Here is a 26,253-nt window from a genome sequence, read left to right as displayed (position 1 = left end):
TTGTCAGAAGCCACACCAACGGGAGTTTAACTATGCGTAAGCCAATGACATTATTACTGTTTACGGTATTTGCCCTGATGCCATTTGTGAGTCACGCTGATGATTACCTGAAGCAGATCAAGGCGTTCGAGCTGCAGGACCATAAAGGCGTCACGCATACCCTGGACGATTACAAGGACAATGATTACATCGTGATGTACGTGCACGGTTCCGGCTGCCCTATTGCGCGCCTGTCAGTGCCGACCTACCTGGCGATCGAAGAGGAATATGCTGATAAAAATCTTGAATTTCTGATGATCAACGCCTTTATTCAGGATGACATTCCGCGTATTGCCAAGGAAGCGGAAGAGTTCAACATTCAATTCCCCATTCTGAAAGATGCCGATCAGTCAGTCGCGCGCTCCATGGGTGTTGAGCGTACCGCCGAAGTTTTTATCATTGACCCGCGGACCCGCGAGATTCATTTCCGCGGCCCCATCAACGATCAGCTGGGTTACGAAACTCAGCGTAACAACGCGTCCAACCACTACCTGACGGACGCACTGGATACGATTATGGCCGGTGGTTCAGTCAACATGAATGACATCCCTGACGCCAAAGGTTGTCTGGTGGGTTTCTTTCTGAGTTAAGCACTTGCGGTCCATCCCCGCACGCGGATAACGCGCACAATAAAATGCAAAAAAGGCCGGTAGCTGTAACGCTCCCGGCCTTTTTTTTGCCAGCGCCGCGGCTGTTTACTCTACAAACGCACGCTCGATTACATATTCTGCCTGAATGCCGTGGCGAGATTCTTTGAAACCAGCCTCATCAAGTATCCGGCACATATCTTTCAGCATGGTCGGGCTGCCACACAGCATAAACCGGTCATGCTCGGGAGTTGGCTGCGGCAAACCAATTTTCTGCGCCATGGTGCCATTTTCCAATACGTCGGTGACTCGCCCCTGATTCTCGAAAGGATCACGGGTCACCGTTGGGTAGTAAATCAATTGCTCACGCACCAACTCACCAAAAAACTCGTTTTGCGGCAGTTCATCAGTGATGTACTCACGGTACGCCAGATCAACCACACGGCGGACCCCGTGAACCAGAATAATCTTTTCATAGCGATCGTAGATCTCGGGGTCGCGGATGATGCTCATGAAAGGTGCCAGGCCTGTACCCGTGCCAATCAGGTAAAGGTTACGCCCCGGTATCAGATGGTCGGCAACCAAGGTGCCGGTAGGCTTGCTGCTGACCAGCAGCTCGTCCCCGACCTTGATGTTCTGCAGGCGCGAAGTCAGCGGACCGTCGGGCACCTTGATGCTGAAAAATTCCAGTTCTTCATCATAATTGGCGCTGGCGATGCTGTACGCACGCATCAATGGACGACCTTCCACCTCCATGCCAACCATCACAAAGTGACCATTCTCGAAGCGAAGACCTTTATCTCTGGTTGTGGTAAAACTGAACAGGGTTTCATTCCAGTGATGAACGCTGGTAACACTTTGTCTGGATATTGCAGCCATTTCAGAATCCTGTAGAAAGTCGCATTAAAAAAGGGGTTAAAATTTTGATGTCTGCATGGTAAACCGCCGCGCTATACCAGTAAAATGATTTAATACTATAAGGTTAATCGAAAATAACGATAACACATCAAGAGGCACTGTCATGCACTACACTCTGCGACAGATTGAGGTTTTCCTGGCAACCGCCTGGCATGAGAACGTGTCTCACGCTGCTGACAGCCTGTCCATGTCCCAGTCTGCTGCCAGTGCCGCGCTCAAGGAGCTGGAGCAGCGTTTTGACATGCAGCTGTTCGACCGTGTCGGCAAACGCCTGCAGCTCAATGATTTTGGCAAAAGTCTGCGCCCACATGCGGTTGCACTGTTGAATCAGGCCACGGAATTTGAACAGCTCCTGGCCAGGCAGGGCGAGGTCGGCCATATCAAGGTAGGCGCCACGCTGACCATCGGTAACTACCTGGCAGTGCCGATCATGGCCGAATTCATGAACCGCTACCCCGGGTCTCGCGTGGACCTGACCGTGGAAAATACCTCCCTGATCACTCAGCGGGTACGCAACTTCGAACTCGACATCGGTCTGGTTGAAGGCGAGTTACAGGACTCGACACTGGAAGTCATCCCCTGGCGCGACGATGAACTCGCCCTGTTCTGCGCGCCGGATCACCCCCTGGCCGGAAGGCCTGCGCTCAGTGATGAGGACCTGCTGAGCGCCGACTGGATCATCCGGGAAGGCGGTTCAGGCACTCGACAGGCATTTGAGCACGCCATGTACGGCCTGATGCCAAAACTGAAGCTGCGCCTGGAGCTGCAACATACCGAAGCCATCAAGCGCACCGTCGAAGCCGGCCTGGGCATCGGCTGCCTGTCGCGCATCACCCTGCAGGAGGCTTTCCGCCGCGGCAGTCTGCTGCCCCTGTATGCGCCGCAACGCGACTGGATGCGCCGGTTCTATTTTATTCTGCACAAACAGAAGTTTCGCAGTACCGGCATACGCAACTGGATCGCCCTGTGCCAGGAAGACAATTCGGGCACATTTGGCACCTACGGACCTGATCAGTGATGCCGCAGGCCCTGATCAGATTCCGTCTGCTCTGGCTTGCTGCCTGCCTGGTGGTCACGGCGGTGCTGGCACTGGGCCTGCCCAGGACCGGCTTTGACACCCGGGTCTCGGTTCTGCTCGGTGATAACGACCCTTATGTCAGTGAACGCGATCAATTGTCCGCCCAATTCCCGAACCGCCAGGATATCAGTATTGCAGTCACCGCAGCATCGGGACCGACCGAGGTATTCTCGCCCCCCATTCTCGATGCTCTGGGTGCGCTGCATCGTGAGTACCGGCGCATACCCTATACTGACGGCGCCAGTTCGGTGGTGGCTTACGACTCCCCGTTTGGCGAAATCGGTTTGTTCCCGGGCCGTTTCCGGAACTTTCATGAAGTCAGTGCCGACGCCATGCTGGCCGCACGCAACAAAGCCATGGCCGATCAGTTCATCAACGGCATTCTGGTATCGCCCGCCGCCGATCTGGCCCTGTTTTCCGCCCGTCTCAGTCTGAGCACCAGCAGTTCAACACAGAATCGCGAAATCGCCGATGGCATTGAAGCCGTGCTGGATGACCTTCGCCTGGCGCACCCTGATGTGGTGTTTGCTCCCGGCGCTGAAGCACTGTTCGAAACATCAACCCGCGACGCCATGATTCAGGATCTGACACGGTTGCTGCCACTGGTGATTCTGGTTTGTGTACTCTTCATCTGCTACTGCTTTCAGTCCGTGCGCCATGGCGCCTGCATTCTTCTGATCACCCTGCTGACGGTGACCTGCACAGTCGGCACCCTCGCCTGGGCGGGCGTAGCCTTCAATAGTGTGTCGGTCATGGCGCCCCTGGTCGTGGTTATTATCGCAGTCGCCAACACCGCCCATATCCTGTCGGTCTACCGCCAGCAACTGGCTGCGAAGCACACGTCTTCGCAAGCCATGCAACTCAGCCTGGCGTTTAATCTGCGCCCCGTGACGCTGGCCGCCCTGACCACTGCCATTGGTTTTGCCAGCCTCAACTATGCCTCGGCCCCGGCCATCAGTCAGTTCGGCACAATTGTCGCTTTGGGCGTGGTATTCGCGTGGCTGCTCAGTTTTCTCAGCTTTCCGGCGCTGGTCATGGCGGCGGGCGGACCGACCGGCGAAGTCAGAATGGCTGGCGCCTTTCTGCGGCTGTGTCACCGCCTCGTAGCTCGCCATGATCGCCTGATTTTCAGCGCTGTCATTGTTGCCGGGCTCAGCGCGGCCGCTCTGCTGCCACTGAACAAGCCTGACTTTAACCGACTGGACTTTATTGACCAGGATTCACCGTTGCACACCTATTACGCCCTGCTCAGCGAGCGCATGCAACGCGGCACGGGCATGAACTACGGTATTATTGCGGTAGATCCGTCGACAGCTGGTGGAAGCCAGGACGGCGCCATCGAACCCGCCTTCCTGCAACGCGTTGACGCGTTTTCCGCCTGGCTGCGTCAGCGTGACGATGTGTTGGAGGTAGCCAGTCTGGTCGAGGTGGTAAAAACCATCAACGATACACTGGAGGGCTCACAAGGTGGCGAAGGCGTGGACAACTACCGGCTGCCAGAGAGCATTGCACTTGTCGAGCAGCACTTGATGAACTACGCCTCCGTGCAGCGCGACAGCTACGCCCTGGCAAATTTCATCAATCCCGATTTCTCAACCATACGCTTGTTTATTACTACCACGCCACTGAGCAACCAGGGCCTCATTGACCTGGACCAGGCCATTGGTGACTATTTCCGACAGACCTTTGCTGACGACAACATGCGCCTGCTGCATGGCAGCAATACCCTCTTGTTTGCCCGCATGGATAAAACTGTCACCGTTGAGCTGATTCAGAGTTATCTGATCAGCCTTTTAATGATTACCATCGCGCTGACCATTGGCCTGCGCAGCCTGTACTTCGGGCTCATCAGTGTCATCCCAAACCTGTTGCCGGCAACACTGGTATTCGGTGCATGGGGTCTGCTGGTGGGCACCGTGGACCCCTTTGTGATGATGCTGTTCAGTATCAGTATCGGCCTGGTGGTTGACGACACGGTTCACATCCTGAGCACCTATCAACGCCAGCGTCAGCAAGGTCTCGCCGTTGAGCCGGCGATCCAGGCTGCCATCGCCAAAGCCGGCCCTGCATTGGTCATCACAACGGCAGTGCTGACATTGGGCGCCCTGATCCTGCTGCTGGCCAGCACACTGTATTTTCAGCAGGCCGCCAGATTGCTGGTACCTATCGTGGTGCTCGCACTGATTCTGGATCTGACCTTCCTGCCGGTGTTGCTTTCACGTCTGGAGAAAGCCCGGAACAAATTCCAGGCAAACCGGCAGCAGGCGCCGACAGCCTGACGGGACAAACTACTCAGCCTGCACAAGCACCTCTTCGGCCCGGGCATACAAGGTGGCATTGCTGACCAGAATGTTCTTGTTGTGAAACACCGGGCTGGTACCATCAGGGACAGGCAGAAAATGCCCGTAGCGGGCGCCGGCTTCAATAGCGATCAACTGTGCCGCAGCAAAATCCCACACGCTGAGATTCTCGTAGTACACATCCAGCCGCCCGGCGGCCACCCAGCAGATATCCAGTGCAGCCGAGCCCATGCGCCGCAAATCGGCGCAGTGCGTCAACATCAGGCCGACCCGCCGGATCAGTAATTCCATGTCATTTTTAATATAGGGAAACCCGGTCGCAAACAGGGCGCGTCGCAGTTCCGTTTTCTGCGCCACCTGAATCGGCTGATCGTTCAGTGTTGCGCCCTGGCCTTTGGCGGCGGAAAACATTTCGTCACTATACGGGTTATAAACAACACCGGTCTGCAGCACGCCATCCACCAGCCAGGCAATGGATACCGCCGAGTGCTGATGACCGTGAGCATAGTTTACGGTGCCGTCAATCGGATCAATCACCCAAAGCGGGCCCTCCAGTTGACTGAGTTGCGCCAGATCCGGCGCTGACTCTTCAGCCAGAATCTGATGACCTGGATATCGGGCCCGGATGGCATCACAGATGAGTGTATCCGCCTTGATGTCAGCCTCGGTGACCAGTTCCTGTCCCGCGTGCTTGAAATGTGCTGTCGGGCCATTGCCCCGCCGCAGTTCAGCCAGCATCAGCGCTCCTGCCTCACGCGCAATCTGCTTGCTAAATGCAAGTACCTCATCAACCGGCACCGGCGGCCGATCGATAAAGTAGTAGGCGTAGTCCAATACCTGGCCATTTATCTCTTTCTGCGTTTCGTGGGAAAATTGCGCCCCTACTTTTTCAGTACCTCGACGCGAGCGTTTATTGTCTTTACCAATATGGAACCAGACCCGCCTGGCCCACTGGAAAGCGTGATCCAGCATCAGGGTTTTCATTTCGCGGTTGATGGCGCCACCCCAGCGGCTGCGCGCGAGGAATGTGAAACCGATAGCGACCTCTTCTGCCACCGGGTCCCACTCGTAATAACGTGAACACCCGACGATATCGCCTGTAGCATTGTCGATGGCAACCAGCGCGCTGCCTGATGCCAGGGCACCACTGAAATACCGTGCTTCAAAGGCTTCACGTTGATAACGCTCGGGGTCCGGGTGCAACTCCCAGATCATGGGGTCGCTGGCGGCCGCATACAGGGGCTCCAGATCGTCTTCGCACAATGGCCGCAAAGTAATCGTTCTGCCCTTCAACGTGGGCTGAAAATCAAACGCTTGTTGCTGTGTCATGCTGTAATCCTGTTGGGGGAATGCCTATCTTGGAAAAATGTCTATCGCTGCTCACCTGTTTCCAGGGTAAAACCTTCGTCCAGCCAGCCAGTGACGCCACCTATCATTTTTTTCACCGGCCGCTGCAATCTGGCCAGTCTGATCGCAGCCTTGTCGGCACCATTGCAGTGAGGGCCGGCGCAATACACTACAAACAGAGTCGCGTCGGCAAAAGCGCCCAGGCTGGCCTCATTGATCCGGCTATGTGGCAGATTCACAGCGCCGGGGACATGGCCCTTACGGAACAGCTCCTCTGCGCGCACGTCCAGCAAGACAAAGTCCTGGCGCTGATTGCTGATGGCATGATGCACATCCCAGCAGTCAGTCTCGAACTGCAGCAAGCGCTCAAAATGCACCTGTGCATCTGTGCTGTTCGCCGCGGCGGGCCGGGACACGGCAGAGCTTACCGGTCGCACGTTATCACCGCCTTGCTTGCTGACGGCGTTTGCTTTCTGATCGGACATGATAGTACCTCCTGTGGCTGCATATATGAACTCACTGCCATTATTATCCTGCCCACAATCTGCTACCATTGTCTCAATAGCCACTCATCGATAATATCCAGCCATGACGCATGTTGCCATTCTGACTTATCCTGATACCGCGCTGTTCGAGCTTGGTTGCGCCGTCGAGCTGTTTGCACTGCCACGACCGGAATTCAGTGACTGGTATCAAACTGACGTGGTCAGCTTCGAAGATCACGCCCTGCGAGCGTCCGGCAATATTCTGCTGCAGGCCAAACCTGTTGCTTCCCTGGCGGGCTACGACATGCTGGTCATTCCCGGCTGGCCGGCAGATCTCAATCCTGATCCGGTTCTGCTCGGCGAGATACTTGCATTGCGCCAGCGCGGCGGCACCGTCATCAGTTTCTGTTCCGGCGCCTTCCTGCTCGCTGCCAGCGGATTGCTTGACGGCTGCCTTGCCACCACACACTGGCGGTATGCCGCTGCCTTTCGTCAGCGCTTCCCCGCTGTCCGGTACGTTGAAGACGTGCTGTATACTTACGCAAATCGTATCGGCTGTGCGGCAGGCAGTTCTGCAGCCCTTGACCTGGGCCTGGCAGTTATTCGCCAGCAACATGGTTATCAGATTGCCAATCAGGTGGCGCGCCGCCTGGTCATGGCCGCGCACCGCAGCGGCGGCCAATCGCAATTTGTGGAAACACCGCTGGCCCGAACCAGTGATAGTTTTGCCGACACGCTGGATTGGGCCGTGAAGAATCTGACCTCGGGCATTAGCATCGACGCGCTCGCCCGGCGCGCCCATATGTCCAGGCGGAATTTCGATAGAAAGTTCCGCGCATCGATGAACATGAGCGCCAATGACTGGCTGGTTATGCAGAAACTGGAACTGGCCAAACAACTGCTGGAAAGCACGCAGTTGTCTGTCGAGCGCGTCGCCACCCGCTCGGGTTTTGACAATGCAATAACGCTTCGACACAACTTCCGCAAACATTTGCAGTCGTCACCCAGCCGCTTCCGCTTGCAGTTTGGCAAAACTCACTGAGCATCAGTGCTGGCGCCAGTCAAAATCCATTTGTCTGGCCGTCATGCTGGCCAGTTCGTGACTGTGCAGACGGCGCACCAGATGCAGGCTCATGTCAATTCCGGCAGAGATGCCTGCCGAGCTGACAATGTCACCCGTATCGACCCAACGCACATCGTCGACCACCGTCAGCAGTGGAAATAATGCACGCAGATCGGCGACATCCTGCCAGTGCGTGGTGACGGTGTGGGTTTTTAACACGCCCGCCTGTGCCAGCAGAAAAGCGCCCGTGCACACCGACGCAACCAGCCTTGCCCGGCTGGAGACCGATGCGATCCAGTGCATGACCTGCGGCTTTTCCATTTCCGGCTGATGCATACCACCGGCCACAATCAGCACATCAAGCGGTGGATGATCATCGTTGATGCCGTAGTCGGCCAATACCCGGAAGCCGGCCCTTGCAGTAACCACACCCGAGTTTTCACCGACCAGAAATACATTGAACGGTTCGCCGTCAGCGCACAGCCGACAAGCGGTGGTAAACACCTCGAACGGTCCCGAGAAATCCAGCACTTCGACCTGTCCGTAGACATAAATACCAATATTCAAATCAGACTCCTTGTTCCGGAAAAACCTTACCGGGAATCCACCAGACAAAAATCGCCATGCCGACAAGTTCCACCAGCGATTGAAAAACGATGGTGACTGCTGTCAGCTCGTAGCCAGATGGCAAGGCCAGCGCCAGTGGCAGCACAACAAAGGAATTACGTGTACCCAGGCTAAACGCCAGCGTACGCCCGTGCGACACCGGCAAACGGAACAGCCGTGTCAGCAACCAGGCCAGCAGCGCCGTCAGCAACAGAAACGTGGAGAACACCAGCAGCAAAGGCCCGAACAAATGCACTGAGCTTGACACCAGTTCATACTGAGTCGCTGCAATCACAAACACCACCCCTGCCAGCAGAGGCACCGGCAACGTGGCCAAAAATCTGGTTACGCCGGCTCGCTCTGGCTTCCCCTTTGCCCAACACTCCGTAAAGGCCGCCAGACAGAACGGCAGCACAATGAGGCACACAAATGCCAGCAACATTTCCTGCCGCGCTGCCGCCACCACTATACGCTCACCAAAGAACAACCACAGATATACCGGCAATAACAATGCCTGCAGCACCAGACTCACCGGCAGAAACGCGATCGCCTGGTGCAGGTCGCCACGACCCTGCTGTACAAATGCGACAAACCAGTCGGTGCAGGGCAGCAACAGCACCAGAGCAACGCCTAGACGAATGGCAGGGTCGTCCGGAAACAAAAACAACAAGCCCCAGACGAGCAAGGGCAACAGCAGAAAGTTGGCCAGTAGGGCAGCAGTGATGAAGCGAGCGTCACGCATGGCATTGTGTATGCCAAGCAGTGGAATCTGAGTAAACGTCACGTACAGCAGCAAGCCCAGTATGGGCCACAATAAATTGGTCAAAGCATCCGGCAATGAGGGCACATATTCTGCCAGCGCAAGACCGGCGGCGATGGCCGCCAGATAGAACGCGACCTGCCACTTTTCCATCATATCAAGCATGTCATGAGCCCTGGACCTGGGTCAGCGCCGGGCGGGATTTCCGGCAGCTGACAAAACGGATACGTATCGACTGAGAATGTCCATATCAGCAACATTCAGCTGCAAAGCAAATGCCGGCATCTCTACCCCGCCTCGCTCGATAATGTTGCGATTGTGTATTGGATTACGCGAATGCGCCAGCGTCGGCGCTGAGCCTCCAGTGACCCCCTGTCCCTGTTCTCCATGGCAACCAGCACACAACCGGCCAAAGAGTTGTGCCGCCCGTGCATGCTCTTCTTCGGTCAGCGCTACACCAACATCCCCAGTGCTATTGTCCGGCCCTGCTGCCTCGACAGGGGTCGGGGCAGCAGGGCCGCTTGCGGCATCGGTGGCTGCACCCGGCAGCGCCAGCGCCACCAGTTCAGCCGGGTGCTCAGCGGTCGCCACGGCGATAACAATGTACTGATAACCTTTATGAAAGTATGTCATCGGCGCACCAGTGGCTTTGGCCGGCAACTCAATTTCGGCGACCACCTCCCCGGTAGATTTGTCGTAAGCCCGGAACATGGGCCCGCCCGGATCACCACTGAGGTGCCCCGCTTCCGCCAGGAATAGCAACGTAGAGGTTACCAGCGGGGAGGGCCGGATCATCGGGTGGCCCATGCTGTCAAAGTCCAGATCCAGCCCCTGCAGATCCGGATGGTTGCGGATATGGTCTGACGCCGGGCCGATACTGCGCGACCAGATATGCTGTCCCCGGTTCATGTCGGTGGCCGTGATCAGGCTCCAGGGCGGCCGCGTGATGGGCAACCCCCGTGGCCCCTGAATAAACACCGATGGCGCTCTCAGATACTGCCAGTTGGTCCGGGACGGGTCAGGTGTCAGCAGAGCCGCAACCATCGGCGCGTTGCGCAGAGGCACAAACATATTGCCGCTGTCCGGATCAAAGGCGGCGCCGTTCCAGTTGGAGCCGCCCTGGTAGCCCGGGTTGACCCAGGTGCCCTGTGTGCCGCCTTCGCGCAGTGGTGTTGGCGGCGTGTACATCGGGCCGCGTACATAGCGGGATGCGATCTCCACGGCCTCCGAGCGTAGCGCCGGGGTAAAATCTATCAACTCCTCTTCATGGAAACCCTGGCTTAGATAGGGTTCCGGCAACGTCGGAAACGGCTGGGTCGGCGAGGCACGCTCGCCCGGCACTTCACTGGGTGGCACGGGCCGTTCTTCGATAGGCCAGACCGGTTCTCCCGTGATCCGGTCAAACACGAATGACATGCCCTGTTTGGTAAGTTGGGTCACGGTTTTGATCCGACGACCGTCGACCACGATGTCACCCAGGATCGGCGCCGCCGGTGGGTCGTAATCCCACAGGCCGTGATGCGTCAACTGATAATGCCAGACCAGTTCACCGGTGCGGCCATCAAGACACACCAGGCTCTGGGAGAACAGATTGTCACCGTGGCGATGACCGCCATAAAAATCGTTTGAGCCGGCTTCGACCGGCAAATAGATATACCCTGTTTCAGTATCCACGCTCATCATGGACCAGACACCGGTGTTGCCGGTATAACGCCAGGAGTCCCCCTGCCAGCTGTCATGACCGGGCTCCCCGGGCTGCGGTATGGTATTGAAGCGCCACACCAGGTCGCCGGTGCGCACGTCATAACCACGAATGTGGCCGGGCGTGGCTTCCATGTTTGGTGCCGTAATAGTGCCCACGACCTGCGCAACAACAACATCACCCACTATTGCAGGCGGTGATGATGAACCTACGGAGTCTGCATCCGAGCCATCAGGAAACAACCCTTCGCGCAACATGACGCTGCCATTGTCACCGAATGCCGGATCAGCAAGCCCGGTGCGGGCATCAATCGCCAGCAAACGTCCGTCCAGAGTGTTGTGAAAAATGCGCGCATCGTCACCATCACGCCAGTACGCCAGAGACCGGCTGCCCAGCCCCAGCCCACGTTCAGCAACACGCGCGGGGTCAGGCGTATAACGCCAGATCTCCCGCCCGGTGGCCGCATCAAGCGCCACCACCTGATGTTGCCCGGAGGGTGCATACAACACACCGTCAACCATCAGGGGCGTTGCCTTGAGGTTACTGTCAGGACGATCCCCAAGTGGCAGCGCGCGCCAACGCCAGGCCAGCTGCAGATTGGCCACATTGCTTGCATCAATCTGATCCAGAGCCGAGTAACGGGTAAAGCCATGGTCGCCACCCCAGGTATGCCACTCCCCATCGGGCGCGCCGTATTGAGAAAGCGCCAGACCCGGCACAAAAAACAACAGGACAGCGCCTGTGACGATATTGTTCAACCTGCAGGCGAGCCAACGCATGTCTGCCTCATTGTTGTTGTTTGATGGCCAGCGTCCATGCTCAGTTGAGCGCTTTCTGCTCCACAATCTCCTGCAACCTGGCCACTGACATCTCCAGCGCCTTTCTGGCCTCCTCATCAGATGAGACCTTGGAAAGAACAAAATATGCAGTGCGGGCTACCTGGCGCCATCTAGGGTTGGAAGGTAGTTTGTCCAACGACAGATAACGATTCATTGACCGGGTACGCAAACGTCCATTGTCGATACTGACACTCCATATCCTGCTCTTTTCGGCGAGATCAATAATTGATTCCCCGGTCACCTTTTGCCAGTAGTAATGACAATCCTGCATGACTTTGACCAACGCCTCGCGGTATTTCAGCTCACTGTCATCGTCGTCATCCGGTATCAGGGTGCCTGACAGATGATTGATCAGTTTATCAATGTTGCCAAGTTCGCCGACCAGATCCTTGTGCTTGTGCAGATCCTCGGGTTTTATCTGGGACAGATACTCACCCAGCAACTGCGTGCGCTCTACATTGCGATTTATTTCATCAATAATCTGGGGCAGACTCAATGTATCCGGTGCATCCGGCCTGGGCTCCTGGCTGGTTTCCTGGCTGGGTTCCGGCCTGGCGTTGGTTTCAAACACCAGCAGATAGAACTCCTGATCAACCTGGCTCAGCGTGAGCAGACAGAACCTCCCTTGCACCGATTCCAGTTCAAAATCAAAATACTCGGTACTTCCGGGGCGGGATATCCTGTCCTCGTTGAATGGAAAATGTACAGCATCCGCCAGCGCCGGTGAGCGCGGCAGCAGTTGATCAGAGACCCTGTTAACCGACTGTTGAATGCATGATTCAGCGGAAACCTGCAACAATTGTTCAGCCGCATTGTTGATGAATATGACAACACCTGCCTCATCAATCGCCAGCAGCGGATCGCCGGTAACATCCAGCAGCGCTGCCAGTCTTTGCTCGCGTTCACGCAGTCGCTTTTCGCTCTCCTCGTAACGCTGCAATTGCCAGCTCAATCGCTGGTTGTCGCGTTTGACATGCTTCAGGTTCAGCAATTCAAACTGCTTGTCGATCCTGATGCGCAACTCCTCCTTACTGAAGGGTTTGGTAATATAGTCATTGGCGCCGAGACTCAGACCTTTGACCAGATCTTCGACGCGATTCTTGGCCGTCAGAATGACTATCGGTAATTCGTCCGAATCATAGCGCTTGCGCACGATCTGGCAAAATTGATAACCGGTCATCACTGGCATCATCAGATCCAGAATTATCAGATCCGGTTTTTCTTTGCTCAGCTTCTCCAGCGCTTCCGCACCACTCAGAGCCGTGCTTAATTGATATCGGTCGGAGAGATGAGACTCAACGATTCTCAGATTAAGGTATTCATCGTCGACCACAAGAATATTACCCTGCCATTGCGCATGAGCAGGATCATCATCAGTGCCGCCATTGGCATCACTGCCAGCGTCGCCGTTCAGCGGTCCCTGATTGCTTCGACGCTCTACACTAAGACCGGTCGCCTGCAGGGCCGCTGCCAGCCCGACCGGCTTGGAAGCAATCGCACTCCGGTTCTCATCACCGGCTTCATTTTCTGCGGATTTGCCTGCCTTTTTGCCGTCCGGCAAGGATTGCTTCAAGGGCAGATCAAAGTAGAACAGCGAACCCTCGCCCGGCGTGCTGCGCAGTACGATCTCCGAATCATGCAGCTCCAGCAAACGCTGCGATATCGACAGGCCGAGACCGGTGCCACCCGCCTGGCGGGCTTCATCAGAATCGATCTGATAAAAGCGCTTGAATATATTCCTTTGCTCTGCTGCCGAAATACCAATGCCGGTATCCCGCACCGAAACCCTGACATCCAGGTCAAGCACTTCTACCGCAATGGTGACACTGCCGTGTGGCGTGAACTTGACTGCATTGGCAACAAGATTGAACAGCACCTGCTGGAGCCTGTCCTCGTCCCCTTCAACGATAATCCGGGCGTTGGGAAAGTTCTCCACGATCTTGATCGGTTTGTCACCCACCAGCGGCCGGGTCATGCGCGCAACAATTTCGCAAACCTGTTTGAGGTCGATATCTCTCTTGTTCAGCGCCAGGTGCCCGTTTTTGATAGCTGAAAAATCGATGACGTCATTGACCAGGCTGGACAATCTTTGTGCACTGACTTTCATCAAAAGCAGGGTTTCACGCTGCGAGGCATCAAGGCTGCTGGAACGGTCGGCCAACATTATTTCCGCCAGACCGATGATGCCGGTCAACGGTGTCCGCAGCTCGTGCGACACATTGGCGATGAATTCCTCTTTTACATTGTCCGCTTGTTGCAGGGCGTCAATTTTCAGTTGATTGGCGCGCAACAAATCCTGCTGCGCGGCCTTGTAACCTTCCATCATGTTCTGCAGCCGGTCACTCAGCCCCAGGGCCAGCACTGTCACCGCGGCCAGCGTTGCGATCTGGATACCGTTGTAGGCAAGCAATGGCGGGATAATGACCCCCATTCTCTGCAACAACTCCAGCAGAATACCGATAAGGAGGATAATCCATGCCGAGACAAAAAATCGGGAAGCTCGAACCATGCGGCGCCTGGCCAAAAACCCGGACATGGTAATGAGTATGGTCAGCACCGCGGTGTAGGCCAGGGCCATGCGATTGACCAGTGCCGAATCGACAATGAGGCCGAGCACAACACCTGCTGCCGCCAGCAGGGCAAATATGCGGGCCGCCTTGTCCAGGCGCTGGTCAAGTTGTTTGACGCCCAGGAAGGCACGTACAAACATGATGCTGACCAGATTGGCCAGCAGACTGAAAACCCCTGTCGCGCGGTTGGCCCAGTCCGGAGCCTCCGGCCATAGATACTGATAGGCCAGACCCTGCGCCGTCAGCGTGTAAAAACTGCCGAATACGACCAGTAGCGCAAAGTACAGAAATCCGGGTTCACGACTGGTGTACCAGACCGCGAAACTGTAAATGGCAATCATCAGCATCAGGCCGAAATACAGCCCTGACGTGAACAATGTGCGTTGCGCCTCGGATGCAAAGAAAGTGGTGCTGGCCAGCGCCAGCGGAAACTGCAAAGAGCCGGTACTTTCGACGCGGAAGTAGATGGACATTGACTCTGAAGGTGGCACCTGAAATTCAAAATTGATACTACGGTGCATCAGGTGGCGGGCGCGAAACGGCAATGCACTGCCGGCGGCGTAGTTGCGCCACTCTCCCTCTGCATCCTGATAGAAGAAATCCACACGATCCAGGTTGGGGAATCCGATGTAGGCTACCCAGTCACGAGGTTCATCAAACCGGTTTTCCAGATCCACCCGGACCCACAGGGCGCTGCGTCGATAACCCAGATTGGGCTGCCCGGGCGCCATCCAGGGCAGGCCTGCCACGCTCAGCTGCGCCCTGGCCTCTTCAAAATCAAGTTCCGCCCCCACATCTTCGAACAGAATCAACTCAGAGCCCGGCACCAGCCCGCCGGGAAAACTGTCCAGCTCCAGCGCCATTGTGGCGGGAGATATCAGGCTCACAAGCCAGATCAGACAGATTTTCCATGGGTATTTTTGTTGCATCCGTACCTTGTCCGCACGTACATCTTGTTGTAAAGGGGGCGCTCGACATCTGCCTTGTTGTGTACTCAACACCTCGAATCATATAGAGTTTAAGTCAACAATAAAACATACGGATCCCATCATGTCACACCTGATCAGCAAACCTGCTATGCGCCCTTGTCTTCAGATCCTGACCGCTGCATCAATCATCATCTCGCTGAGTGCCTGCAACAACGTGACCAGCGCCGATGCTGAGAGCGGCAATCCATCACCCATCGCCACCTATACTGCCGAACAGGCTCGCCGGGGTGCAAACGGGTATGAGGCCTATTGTGCGTCATGTCATGGCCGCAACCTCCAGGGTGGCGCGTCGGGTCCCGCGCTGAACGGGGAGGCTTATGCCACGCGCTGGGGCGGCCAGCCCGGCAGCGCCCTGATCAGCTTGATCAGCACCAGCATGCCACCGGGTGGTGCGCAGGCCCTGCAACCCTCTGATTACCTGGATATAACCGCACATATACTCGACACCAATGGCGTGGCAGCCGGATCAGCGCCGCTGCTGGCCGACACCCCACATCCGTTTAATGAGATGCCCCGGTCGACTGCCGCTGCCACCAGCACGGCGCCAGCAAATGACACTGAAACGCCGACCGGCGTGACCGTGGCCGGCACCATAGAACACTTTGAGCCGCTCAGCGCTGCCGCGCTTGCCGACCCGTCACCCGACGACTGGCTAATGTGGCGGGGCAATCCGCAGGCATGGAGTTACAGTGAACTGGCACAGATTAATCTGGACAACGTTGATGACCTGCGCCTTGAATGGGTCTGGAACATGCACAGCGGCGACTCGGAGCCCGCGCCCATCGTCTACGATGGCATCATGTTTCTGATCAATCCGGGCAATGTTGTGCAGGCACTGGATGCACGTGACGGCGAATTGATCTGGGAACATGCGGCCGGTCCGGCCACCGGCGAGGACATGCGCAATATTGCCATCTACGGTGACAAGATCATTCAGGCAACCACTGACGCGCGCCTGATCGCGCTGGACGCCCGTACCGGCGAACAGGTCTGGGAGGTCACCATCGCTGACAGTGACAAAGGTTTTGCCAACTCCAGCGGCCCCCTGATCGCCGACGACAAGGTCATTGTCGGCCTCGCAGGTTGTGCCAGTTATATTAAAGAGGACTGCTATATCAGCGCTTACGACGCTGATACCGGCGACCTGGCGTGGCGTTTCGACACCATTGCCAAAACCGGCGAACCCGGCGGTGACACCTGGGGCGGACTGGATGATATCTTCCGCGCCGGTGGCGAAACCTGGATCACCGGCAGCTACGATCCGGAATCCAGACTGACGTACTGGGGCGTTGCCCAGGCCAAACCCTGGGCACCACCGAGCCGGCATATGTCCATTCACGATGCCGGCCTGTATACAAACTCGACGCTCGCCATCGACGTTGACACGGGTGAACTGGTCTGGCATTTCCAGCACGTACCCGGCGAAGCGCTGGATCTGGATGAAGTATTTGAACGTGTGCTGGTCGATCAGGATGACCGCAAGCTGGTGCTGTCCATAGGCAAGCATGGCATATTGTGGAAGAACGATCGCGAAACAGGAGAGTTTCTGGGCTACACCGAAACCATGTACCAGAACGTATTCACCCATATCGACCCGCAAACGGGTGCTGTCACCTACCGTGACGAGATTGTCAATGCCCAGCTGGACGAATGGGTCAACGCCTGCCCCAGCAGCGCCGGCGGCAAGAACTGGCACGCCATGAGTTACCATGCCCCCAGCGGTGCATTGATAGCCCCGCTCAGCCAGACCTGTCTGGACAACCGGGCACGCGCGGTGGAACTGGTTGAAGGCTCAGGCGGACTCGCATCCAATCGACGCTTCCATGAAATGCCCGGTACAGACGGCAACCTGGGCAAACTGGCCGCTTACGATGTCCGTTCACTGGACGAATTGTGGAGCTATGAGCAACGCGCATCATTTATTACCGGCGTGCTGTCGACTGCCGGTGACCTGGCTTTTGTGGGCGACCTGGACCGACGCTTCCGTGCGTTTGATGCAAGGACTGGTGATATCGTCTGGGAAACCAGACTTGGTACTGCTGTGCAGGGTCATCCTTTGACCTTCAGTATTGACGGCAAACAATACATCGCAGTGACAACGGCCAACGGCGGCACCAGCCCCCGCATGGTGCCACGGGCAGTGGCACCTGACGTGTCACCGCCGCCCAACGGCAACGCTGTGTATGTATTTGCATTGCCCTGAGGGCGTTCCATGCTGTGTCTTGTCCTGAAATAGCAAAAGGGGGCCAGATCAATGATCTGGCCCCCTTTTTTTCACAGCTGTTTTGAGTGATCTTCCGGTGCAAATCTGATCAGAAGTTGACTTTAGCACCCACTTTGAAAGTCCTTCCCATGGGCGTGTGCGTGACCGCATCGTAGTTGATTTCAGTACGCGCAAAGGGCGGGTCATTGTCCGTCACGTTATCAACTGACGCCGTCAGCGTCATGTTGTCTGTTATGTCATGACGCAAGGTCAGGTTGTGCACGACCCAGGAACTGATCTCCCGGCCAGCATCACTGATGGCAAAAATACCTGTGCGCTGATCTTTGTAACTGTCAATGTACTGCGCCGTCCAGCGCACATTCGTGCTCAACAGTGCATAGTTCAGATACACCGATCCACGCAGTTCAGGCAGCGGTGACAAGGTGGTTTGCAGATTAAATGAGCCGGCACCATCAAAACCGCTCTCCATCACTGCGCCGTTGATGACCAAATCATCGGTTTTATACTCATTGATCCACGTCGCAGCGGCGCCTGCTGTCAGACTGCCCTCACCAACGTTGTACCATGTGTAATCACCGGTAACGTCAATACCATCGTTGGTGAAACCAGCACCATTAATGGCGTAGGTCTTGACCCGCAGAATGTTGCTGATACCACATTCTCCATCGGTGAAATCAAAGTAACGGTCCAGGTATGCCTGGTCGACACTGGCACAGTTGCCTTCGTTGTCTGACGCATTCGGGAACACCGCGCCAAGAATGCCCTGCAACGGCTCATTCGTCAGCATGTCTTCAATTTCAAAGCGCCAGTAATCCACAGAAGCATTCCAGGCATCACCCTGCAGCAGCAGCCCGACGTTGTAGTTGGTTGACGTTTCCGGGTCCAGATCCGGGTTGCCGATGCTACTCACCGGCCGGTTGCTGCCCAGCACAGAGCTGAAGCCCGTCGTTTCGCGCGTCAGCAACGATGCTTGTGGCGGGGCACGGAACGTGGTGCCGAGCGATGCTCGCAGAGCGACCATGTCGGTAGCTTGCCAGCGCAGCCGCAGATTCGGATCAAAGCTGTTGCCGCCCTTGTCGCCATAGTCCTCGAAACGTGCAGCGACCTGTGCCGTCAGGCTATCGGTAACCGGCAAATAGATTTCACCAAAAACAGCGTAGACGCCACGGGCCAGTTTGGTTGGCTCGTAAGTCGCCAGGAAGTTGTAAGGGCTTTCGCCTTGCGGTTCACAGCTGACATCGCCGTTGATTGGCGTATCCAGACACGGCGAAAGCAGGGCATTGGCAAACTCGTTATAATTTTGCTCGCTGGTGGTGTAGCGATACTGCACACCAGTAGCAAAACTGGCCGCACCAGCACCGAGCTGCAGAGGCAATTCGCCATCAAGCACAAAATTGAATTCACTGACCTCACCCTTGGTCTCCGCCCAGTGACGATCCGTCATCCACGCCACCAGTTCAGCAGAGTTTTCCACACTCGCATCGAAGTTCGGGTTTACAAACCCGGTCAGAGGGTTGCCCGGCACCGCGTTTGAGAACGGGTTGAACCACTGACAGGCGCCGGCACCAGGCGTCCCTTCTTCAAACGCAGCAGTGCCAAGCCCGGTGTTGCAACCTTCGCCACCCAGACCGCGCATCGCCAGTTGCAGTTTGCCTGTGGATATATCGTACTCCTGGCGCACTGTTGAACTGTTGCCGTAGGTCAACGAGGTCGTATAACCCAGGGTTGGTGTCAGGTCTCCCGTGAGTTCGGCTGACAGGCGCATGCTGTCGCGTTTGCGTGACTGATGCGATTCCTTGTATCCAAACATTGGGTTGCCACCCGCCAGAAACGGACGCCACTGATTTATGGTGATGTATGCGTTTCCTGGGCTGGCTACTGCCAGCGCAGGGTTCTGCTGTTTGAACAGCTGATAACCCGGGTTCGTCGCCGGAATGGTAAAGATAGGACCGGCGGCCGGGTCGCGGAACGCTGACGACTGTGCGACTCCGTTCGGATTTACTGTGCTGGAGATATTACGTGCAGTGGTAAACGACGGCGTAATATTGGTGTAGGGGGTATCTGTTTCTGCATACAAGGCTTCGACATGCAGATCCGCGCCGTTGTCAAAACTATAGTTGTACTGTGAATACAGTTGCACTGTATCCTGCTTATCGACCAACTGATCCCAGCCGGTGAATTGCATGCGGCATTGATCACCACCCACAGATGGCACACCGGATTGATTGGTCAGCACACCACCAAATTCTTCGCAGGCAGGGTCAGCAAACAGAGGCGCCACAAACGTGGTGCGGAACGAACCCGGGTTTGAGCCGGTAGTCCAGCCGCCTTCCGGATTGACGGCATAGGGCTGTATCGCCCAGTCACGATCACGTGTCAGCAACGGAGAGCGGTGGTAGTAGTTCGCGGTCAACAGCAAATCGCCACCGCCCACCTCGCCGCCCCAGGCCAGGCCCAGATTATAGTCGCCATCGGAATCACTAATGCCACGATAGTCCCCGGTAAGCTCCAGCCCGTCGGTGCTGGTCTTGGTGATGTAGTTGACGACCCCGCCAATGGCGTCAGAGCCGTAGGTAACCGAGCCTCCGTCTTTCAGTACTTCAACACGCGCAATCGCATTGGTCGGCAAGCGGTTGGCGTCGTCAACGGGCAAGCGCTTGCCATTTAGCAGCACCAGTGTTCGCTCCGGACCAAAACCACGCAGGTTGATAGAAGCCGTGCCTTCGGATGCCTGACCACGGCCGGAAGTAAACGGATTGCTTTCACCCACGATACCCGCCATGTAGCTCAGACTTTTGAGCATTTCCAGTGGGGGTGGCGATCCACGCTGCTCAAGATCTTCAATGGAAATTCGATCAACGGGTATGGCGCCGTCTTCAGCCATGCCGCGAATAAGAGACCCGGTAACAACAACTTCTTCGATGGTGGGCGCTGGCGCCTGCGCGTGGACTGCAGATCCGGCTGCTGCCGTCACGCCAATGGCGAGGATGCGGCGGATGGACGTGGACAAACAGGTGTGACTCTTCATTTTTTCTTCCCCATGGTTCGGCAAATGCCGCTAACTACACAGCGCCGCCTTGACTCGGGGCGCCGACTACTGGGAGTAACTGAACACGTTCATAAACACCGAACAGTTGTTCGCATACTCCAAACCCGGGGGCAGGGTAATGAAGCGGGAGATTTAGTACAAGAGATTAATTGTCACTGAATGTGGCATATGTATGTGACATGGCGCTGTTTTTTTCAAAAAACGCCATGTCGCATTAAATTGCTTGACAGCAGATAAAAAATCTGAGCAATCACTCCGGCCCGGTCAAAACTTTCAGAGAGTGAGCGGCCAGCCCAACAGCAGAATACTGATGGTTGAAATACCAACAATGATGTTCATTGGAATGCCCGCGCGCAAAAAGTCGCTGAAGCGATAGGCACCAGGACCGTACACCATCAGATTGGTCTGATAGCCAAGGGGCGTGGCAAAGCTTGCAGACGCAGCGATCATGATGGCAAACATAAAGGGCTCAGGGTCAAGACCTGCCTGCTGGGTAATCGCCAACGCCAACGGCACCATGATAACGGCAGCGGCATTATTGGTGATCATTTCTGTCAACAGCGACACCGCCACGTACATCAGAATGAGCAACAGCCAAGGCCGGCCACCGCTCAACGCCACCAGACCTTCGGCCAGCTGCGCCGCCACGCCGGTTTTCTGCAACGCCGCACCCAGAGCAAACGATGCAGCAATGGTGATAAGCACCGGCAGGTCCAGGCTTTTCTCAGCCTGGCTTATCGTCAGACAACCAGTCGCCAGCATCAGTCCGGCGGCAAGCAATGCTGCGTTCAGCATGGATATCAGACCCAGGCCTGCACCGCCCACTGCCAGCAACAGAATGGCCCAGGCCAGCACGGCTTTTTCATGCCGGGGCGTTTCCTTGTCCAGGTCGTTAACGACCAGAAAATCCTTGTTATACTGCTGACGTGTGACAAAGGCCGGGCGCGCTTCAAGCAACATGGTATCGCCGGGCATGATAATGATGTTGCCCAGGTTACCGGCAATACGCTCACCATTGCGCGCCAGCGCCAGTACGATGGCACCGTAGCGATCATGAAAACGTGAACTGCGGATGGTCTCGCCGACTGCCGCGCAGGACTGTGACACCACTACCTCAACCAGACGACGTTCCGCGCGGTCCTGCATCAGCGCATCATTGCCGCTGCCAACCGAGGCAGTAATGCCATGAATCCTGAGCAAATCGGTCACCGCCTCGGTTTCGCCGGCAAACACCAGGCGATCTCCTGCTACCAGTATTTCTTCCGACGGCGCCGCCGTTACCACGGTATCGCCACGCAGAATTTCTACCAGGTAAAGGCGCTCCAGCGCCCGCAACCCGGCCTTCTCGACGGTCAAGCCCACCAACGGGCCGTGCGGATCAACAGCCACCTCGACGGTGAATTCCCGCATATTGGCGAACGGCCGCCGGGTACTGCGATCAGGCAACAGCCGTGGCAGCACTAGCACCATGAACACTACCGAGACCAGCACCACCGGCAGGCCCACCAGGGTAATTGAAAAAATGCCGAAGCCATCGTTGCCGGTCAGCGCTTCGTACTGACCGGACACCACAAGATTGGTGCTGGTGCCGATCATGGTCAAGGTGCCGCCAACAATGGCGCCGTAACTCAAGGGAATCAGCAGACGGGATGGCGCGATGCCAATTTTACGTGACCAGGCATTGATGGCGGGAATCATGGTCGCAACCACGGGCGTGTTGTTGAGAAAGGCGCTCAGTGGCAACACGGGGAGGAACATCCTGATCATGGCTGAGCGCAGCGTTTTCGGGCGCCCCAGAAATTTGTTGACCAACAGATCAATGCCACCCGATGCGTGCAGACCACCGGCCACTGCAAACATGGCCGCCACCGTGATCAGGCCCGGATTGCCGAAACCCGCCAGCGCTTCTCCGGCTGTCAATACGCCGGTCATGCTCAGGATACCGAGCGCGCCCAGCAAAACCACGTGCGGTGCCAGACGCGTTGCAAGCAACACCCCCAGCACCCCCATGGTTAATCCCAGCGATAGCCAGCCCTGCCATTCCATGTTTTGCCTCAACTGTTCGAGCAAATGAGGCGACAGTATAGTGCAGACCATTTATTCCGTATAAGAATATTTAATAATTATCATATTCTTAAATGGACTTAAAATGTTCTGGCCAGTTCGCCACGCTGATAATCCGACAGCGCCTGCTCTATCTCTTGGCGCGTGTTCATCACGAATGGGCCGTACTGTACGATCGGCTCCTGCAAAGGTTTGCCCGCCAATACGATCACACGCGTGTCGGCGCTCTGCGGGGTAATCATCACGGTATCGCCTTCGCGATCAAGGCGCGCCACCTGGCCACGCTTGACCTGGGTTCCGGCCTCTCCCAGTGCTGCCGCGCCTTCGTATACATACACCATGACAGTATGGCCCTGTGCCACCTTGAGAGACTGCGGATCAAGCTTGTCGCCGAACACAAGATCGAGGTAAACCGGCTCCGTGTCCGGACGCGACACCAGACCTTCCAGCTCCTGCCCCCCCAGTTCGGCTTTGCCGGCGATCAGCTTGGCACTGATGCCTGACACGTCGGCCACAGGAATGGACGCTGAGGCAATATCACGGTATGCCGGTGGCTGCATTTTGCTGTGTGATGGCAGATTCAGCCATACCTGGAAGCCTCGCATGCGACCCTCTGTCTGTTTTGGCATTTCTGAATGAATGATGCCGGCGCCCGCTGTCATCCACTGAACATCACCATTGCGCAAATCACCCACATTGCCCATATGATCCTGGTGCTCCATGTGCCCTTCAAGCATGTAGGTGATGGTTTCGAAGCCACGATGTGGGTGTGGTGGAAAACCACCAATGTAATCGCTGGCATCGTAAGAGCCGAACTCATCCATCATCAGAAACGGATCAAATCGTGCAGGGTCACCGGCACCGCCAAAAACACGCAACAGCTTAACGCCATCGCCGTCCGAAGACGCACGGGCAACAATGATCTCCTGTACCGCTTTAACGTTGTTCATACTCACCTCCCGTCATCAGCATGATGACTCATGGCGCCTATATTACCCATAAAGAATTGATAGTATGATGCAATTTTACCGTCTTATATATTTAATAACCTGATAAATCGCCCTGCCTGATCCTACCAGGAGCAGAAACATGAAATTACCACGTATCAGCCTGGAACAATGGGCCGCCTTCAAGGCCGTTGTTGACGAAGGCAGTTTTGCCAACGCCGCCGAGGCGCTCAACAAAAGCCAGTCCAGCATCAGCTACGCCATTGCGCGACTGAACGAACTATTGCCCACACCCGTGCTTGAGTTGTCAGGCCGCAAAGCTGTGCTGACCCACGAAGGCACAGTCATGTACCGTCGCGCGACGCAGTTGCTGGCGCAGGCCGAGGCGGCCGAGCAGACCGCACACTTGCTGGCTCGCGGCATCGAATCCGAAGTTGTTATCGCAGTTGACGGGCTGCTGGAACCGGGCCAGCTGATACCGGTGCTGGACCGGTTTTCGCTGATGTACCCCATGACCCGCCTGCGCCTGCTGGAAACACAGTTGTCCGGCACCACAGAAGCACTGCTGGAAAAGAAAGCGGACATTGTACTGGGCAGCCAGGTGCCGGTCGGACATTTGGGCACGCCATTAAAAAGTATTCGCATGGTTGCCGTCGCGCATCCCGATCACCCGCTGTGTCAGACAGGCACGGATGCCGGTATCAACGACTGGGAGTTGCGCACGTGGCGACAGGTCGTCCTGCGCGACAGCGGCACCCGCCGCGAACAGGATGCCGGCTGGCTTGGCTCCGAACAACGCTGGACGGTCAGCCACTTCTCCACCACCCTGAAAGTTCTGCGAGCGGGGCTGGGCTTCGCGTTTGTCCCGTATGACTGGGTTGCGCAGGATATACTGCAGGGCTCGTTAAAAATTGTGCCGCTCAGTTTTGGTGCCGAGCGACAACTGCCCATTTATATGCTGATGGCAACCAGCGACAGCTGCGGCCCGGCCACATCGGCGCTGGCAACACTGCTCACAGAGCATTTTGCCGGCCAGACGGACTGACCGGTGCCCGCCGCAAGCAGATTCAGCGACGCCGGTCCATTACCCGGTCATAGACTGCCCAGTTGTCCGGCAGCAGATTCTGTTCCGCACTGACCTGAGTACCGAGCAACAGGTAATTGCGCTCGGCGTTGCTGTACGGCAACCACTGAGGCTGTCCCGGTGCACTGGGCACACCGTGATGGGCAAAATTAACCCAGTAGTCCGACATGATATCAGCCAGACGGAAATCCATGGCCGAGGCCTGATCGCGCAAGGTATGGACATTGTCGAACACATACGCTATCTCGGCAGCGTGATAGGCTCCCAACTGCTGTGACATCGGCCCTGGTGGTCGATGCGTGAAGAAGTACAGAAATGCGGGCTCATCAACGTTGCGCGTCAGATTGGCCCAGGTCACCATATTCCAGCCAAAGGATCCGTCCCGGAAATTATCCAGTGTGGATTTGCGGATATCATCTGCCGGATACACCTCCAGCATCATCTCGGCCAGATCTCCATACACAGAGCGCATTTGCGCTTCATAGGCCTGTGCCGAGTCTGGCAGGGTGCTGCCAGCACCGAGCGTTGTGCCCTCGTCGCTGTTAAAACCCACCAGCACGGGCACTTTGTTCTGTCGACCCTGTGAGAATATCTGGTAAGGCTGCTCGGGTATCACCCAGCCATCAACAATGCCGTCGGTCCGAAAGCCTAAGCTGGCGGCATCATCCAGCAACTCCCGCGCGGGCATGGCACGCAGTTCATCGAGCGACCCGGCACCCAGACGTTCTGCCAGTTGCACACCGGATGCCGTTGCCGAAGCCCCCGCACTGCTTTGCCGGTCAAGCTCCACACGGTTATCCAGGCGGGCGCCGCTTTGCGCGATGGCTTTGTGAAACAAACCTGCAGCCAGCGGGCTGGCGGTGAGGAAGTGGACACTCCAGGCCCCTGCCGACTCACCGAACACGGTAACATTGTCCGGATCACCACCAAATGCTGTGATATTTTCCTGTACCCATCGCAAGGCCTGAACCTGATCCAGGATGCCGTAATTTCCGGCAGAAAAGTCCGGTGATTCGGCAACCAGCTCGGGATGGGCAAAATAACCGAACACACCAAGCCGGTAATTCACCGTGACCAGAACCACGTCTTTTTGGGCCAGGCCGGTGCCATCGTAGGTATCAATGGCGCCCGACCCACGGGTCAACGCGCCACCATGCAGCCAGACCATGACCGGGCGCGCCGCATTCGGCTCCGCCTTGGTCCAGACGTTCAGGTACAGACAATCCTCACTGGTCTGACGCGCCGGCCGGTAGAAAAACGATCCTTCGGGATAGGGTTGCTGCATACAGTCCGGACCAAAGCTGTCCGCCATCCGCTCGCCGGCCCAGCCTGCAGCGGCTTGTGGTGGCTGCCATCGACGTTGACCCACGGGCGGTGCCGCATAGGGGATACCCTTGAACACCCTGACCGCAGGGGCTCGTTCGGAGAAAGTTCCCAGCAGCTTGCCCTGAGCGGTTTCGAGCAGCGGAGGAGCCTCCTGCGCATTCACCACGCCTGCCAGCAAAGCGATCAGGCACAGGAAATATCGGCATGCCAGCCTGAAGGATCTGGCAGTATGGATTGAGCGGGTTGTTGTCATTGTCGGCATGGCCTCGCTTTGAT

General features: G+C 56.7%; 17 protein-coding genes. 6 read left to right on the top strand and 11 right to left on the bottom strand.

The genetic code is table 11. The annotated features are described in order from the left end of the window. Nucleotides 1–32 precede the first annotated feature (32 nt). Nucleotides 33–629: a redoxin domain-containing protein gene (locus WD071_RS08885; RefSeq protein WP_368048005.1), complete on the top strand. Its 597-nt coding sequence runs from the start codon at nucleotides 33–35 to the stop codon at nucleotides 627–629. Between the two features lie 105 nt (nucleotides 630–734). Here the strand turns inward: WD071_RS08885 and WD071_RS08880 are convergent, their stop codons facing one another. Further along, nucleotides 735–1,505 carry a ferredoxin--NADP reductase gene (locus WD071_RS08880; protein ID WP_368048004.1) on the bottom strand — a complete coding sequence of 257 codons (771 nt, stop codon included), beginning with the start codon at nucleotides 1,503–1,505 and terminating at the stop codon, nucleotides 735–737. Nucleotides 1,506–1,647: 142 nt separating this feature from the next. Here WD071_RS08880 and WD071_RS08875 point away from each other — a divergent pair, with 142 nt between their 5' ends. Further along, the gene (locus WD071_RS08875) at nucleotides 1,648–2,562 is read left to right on the top strand and encodes a LysR substrate-binding domain-containing protein (protein ID WP_368048003.1); all 915 of its coding nucleotides are present in this window, start codon (nucleotides 1,648–1,650) and stop codon (nucleotides 2,560–2,562) included. Beyond that, nucleotides 2,562–4,901 carry an RND family transporter gene (locus tag WD071_RS08870; protein WP_368048148.1) on the top strand — a complete coding sequence of 780 codons (2,340 nt, stop codon included), beginning with the start codon at nucleotides 2,562–2,564 and terminating at the stop codon, nucleotides 4,899–4,901. Before WD071_RS08875 ends, WD071_RS08870 begins: the two co-directional genes overlap by 1 nt. A gap of 9 nt (nucleotides 4,902–4,910) precedes the next feature. On the opposite strand, the gene WD071_RS08865 is transcribed toward WD071_RS08870, so the two are convergent. Together WD071_RS08865 and WD071_RS08860 are read right to left on the bottom strand one after the other, a co-directional pair. After that, nucleotides 4,911–6,251 (bottom strand): inositol monophosphatase family protein, encoded by a 1,341-nt coding sequence (locus WD071_RS08865; RefSeq protein ID WP_368048002.1) that lies wholly within the window; start codon nucleotides 6,249–6,251, stop codon nucleotides 4,911–4,913. 41 nt (nucleotides 6,252–6,292) lie between these two features. Next, a complete protein-coding gene (locus WD071_RS08860) occupies nucleotides 6,293–6,754 on the bottom strand; it encodes a rhodanese-like domain-containing protein (RefSeq protein WP_368048001.1) in 462 nt (153 codons plus the stop codon). A gap of 103 nt (nucleotides 6,755–6,857) precedes the next feature. Between WD071_RS08860 and WD071_RS08855 the strand changes: the two genes are divergently transcribed. Continuing rightward, nucleotides 6,858–7,796, top strand: coding sequence for a helix-turn-helix domain-containing protein (locus WD071_RS08855; protein ID WP_368048000.1), 939 nt, complete (start codon nucleotides 6,858–6,860; stop codon nucleotides 7,794–7,796). Nucleotides 7,797–7,799: 3 nt separating this feature from the next. Here the strand turns inward: WD071_RS08855 and WD071_RS08850 are convergent, their stop codons facing one another. Genes WD071_RS08850 through WD071_RS08835 form a run of 4 tightly spaced genes read right to left on the bottom strand, consistent with a single transcriptional unit; the run spans nucleotide 7,800 to nucleotide 15,181 of the window. Continuing rightward, nucleotides 7,800–8,384: a DJ-1/PfpI family protein gene (locus tag WD071_RS08850; RefSeq protein WP_368047999.1), complete on the bottom strand. Its 585-nt coding sequence runs from the start codon at nucleotides 8,382–8,384 to the stop codon at nucleotides 7,800–7,802. 1 nt (nucleotide 8,385) lies between these two features. Next, the gene (locus tag WD071_RS08845) at nucleotides 8,386–9,348 is read right to left on the bottom strand and encodes an arsenic resistance protein (protein WP_368047998.1); all 963 of its coding nucleotides are present in this window, start codon (nucleotides 9,346–9,348) and stop codon (nucleotides 8,386–8,388) included. A gap of 21 nt (nucleotides 9,349–9,369) precedes the next feature. Further along, entirely contained in the window at nucleotides 9,370–11,664 is a 2,295-nt protein-coding gene (locus WD071_RS08840; RefSeq protein ID WP_368047997.1) for a PQQ-binding-like beta-propeller repeat protein, read from the bottom strand. 40 nt (nucleotides 11,665–11,704) lie between these two features. Beyond that, nucleotides 11,705–15,181, bottom strand: coding sequence for a 7TM diverse intracellular signaling domain-containing protein (locus tag WD071_RS08835; protein WP_368047996.1), 3,477 nt, complete (start codon nucleotides 15,179–15,181; stop codon nucleotides 11,705–11,707). 163 nt (nucleotides 15,182–15,344) lie between these two features. Between WD071_RS08835 and WD071_RS08830 the strand changes: the two genes are divergently transcribed. Then, nucleotides 15,345–17,486: a PQQ-binding-like beta-propeller repeat protein gene (locus WD071_RS08830; RefSeq protein ID WP_368047995.1), complete on the top strand. Its 2,142-nt coding sequence runs from the start codon at nucleotides 15,345–15,347 to the stop codon at nucleotides 17,484–17,486. Between the two features lie 109 nt (nucleotides 17,487–17,595). Here WD071_RS08830 and WD071_RS08825 read toward each other — a convergent pair whose 3' ends face one another. The 3 genes from WD071_RS08825 to WD071_RS08815 all read right to left on the bottom strand — a co-directional run bounded on the left by WD071_RS08825 (nucleotide 17,596) and on the right by WD071_RS08815 (nucleotide 23,570). Continuing rightward, the gene (locus WD071_RS08825) at nucleotides 17,596–20,535 is read right to left on the bottom strand and encodes a TonB-dependent receptor plug domain-containing protein (protein ID WP_368047994.1); all 2,940 of its coding nucleotides are present in this window, start codon (nucleotides 20,533–20,535) and stop codon (nucleotides 17,596–17,598) included. A gap of 294 nt (nucleotides 20,536–20,829) precedes the next feature. Next, nucleotides 20,830–22,602: an SLC13 family permease gene (locus tag WD071_RS08820; RefSeq protein ID WP_368047993.1), complete on the bottom strand. Its 1,773-nt coding sequence runs from the start codon at nucleotides 22,600–22,602 to the stop codon at nucleotides 20,830–20,832. A gap of 98 nt (nucleotides 22,603–22,700) precedes the next feature. Next, complete coding sequence (locus WD071_RS08815) at nucleotides 22,701–23,570, bottom strand: pirin family protein (protein ID WP_368047992.1); 870 nt, start codon at nucleotides 23,568–23,570, stop codon at nucleotides 22,701–22,703. Nucleotides 23,571–23,709: 139 nt separating this feature from the next. Between WD071_RS08815 and WD071_RS08810 the strand changes: the two genes are divergently transcribed. Continuing rightward, nucleotides 23,710–24,612, top strand: a complete 903-nt coding sequence (locus WD071_RS08810; RefSeq protein ID WP_368047991.1) for a LysR family transcriptional regulator — start codon at nucleotides 23,710–23,712, stop codon at nucleotides 24,610–24,612. Nucleotides 24,613–24,634: 22 nt separating this feature from the next. Here the strand turns inward: WD071_RS08810 and WD071_RS08805 are convergent, their stop codons facing one another. Further along, nucleotides 24,635–26,230: a carboxylesterase/lipase family protein gene (locus WD071_RS08805; protein WP_368047990.1), complete on the bottom strand. Its 1,596-nt coding sequence runs from the start codon at nucleotides 26,228–26,230 to the stop codon at nucleotides 24,635–24,637. Nucleotides 26,231–26,253 lie beyond the last annotated feature (23 nt).

The organism is Pseudohongiella sp. (genome assembly GCF_040877505.1).
GTDB lineage: Bacteria > Pseudomonadota > Gammaproteobacteria > Pseudomonadales > Pseudohongiellaceae > Pseudohongiella.
This window is presented reverse-complemented; position numbering and strand designations above follow the sequence as displayed.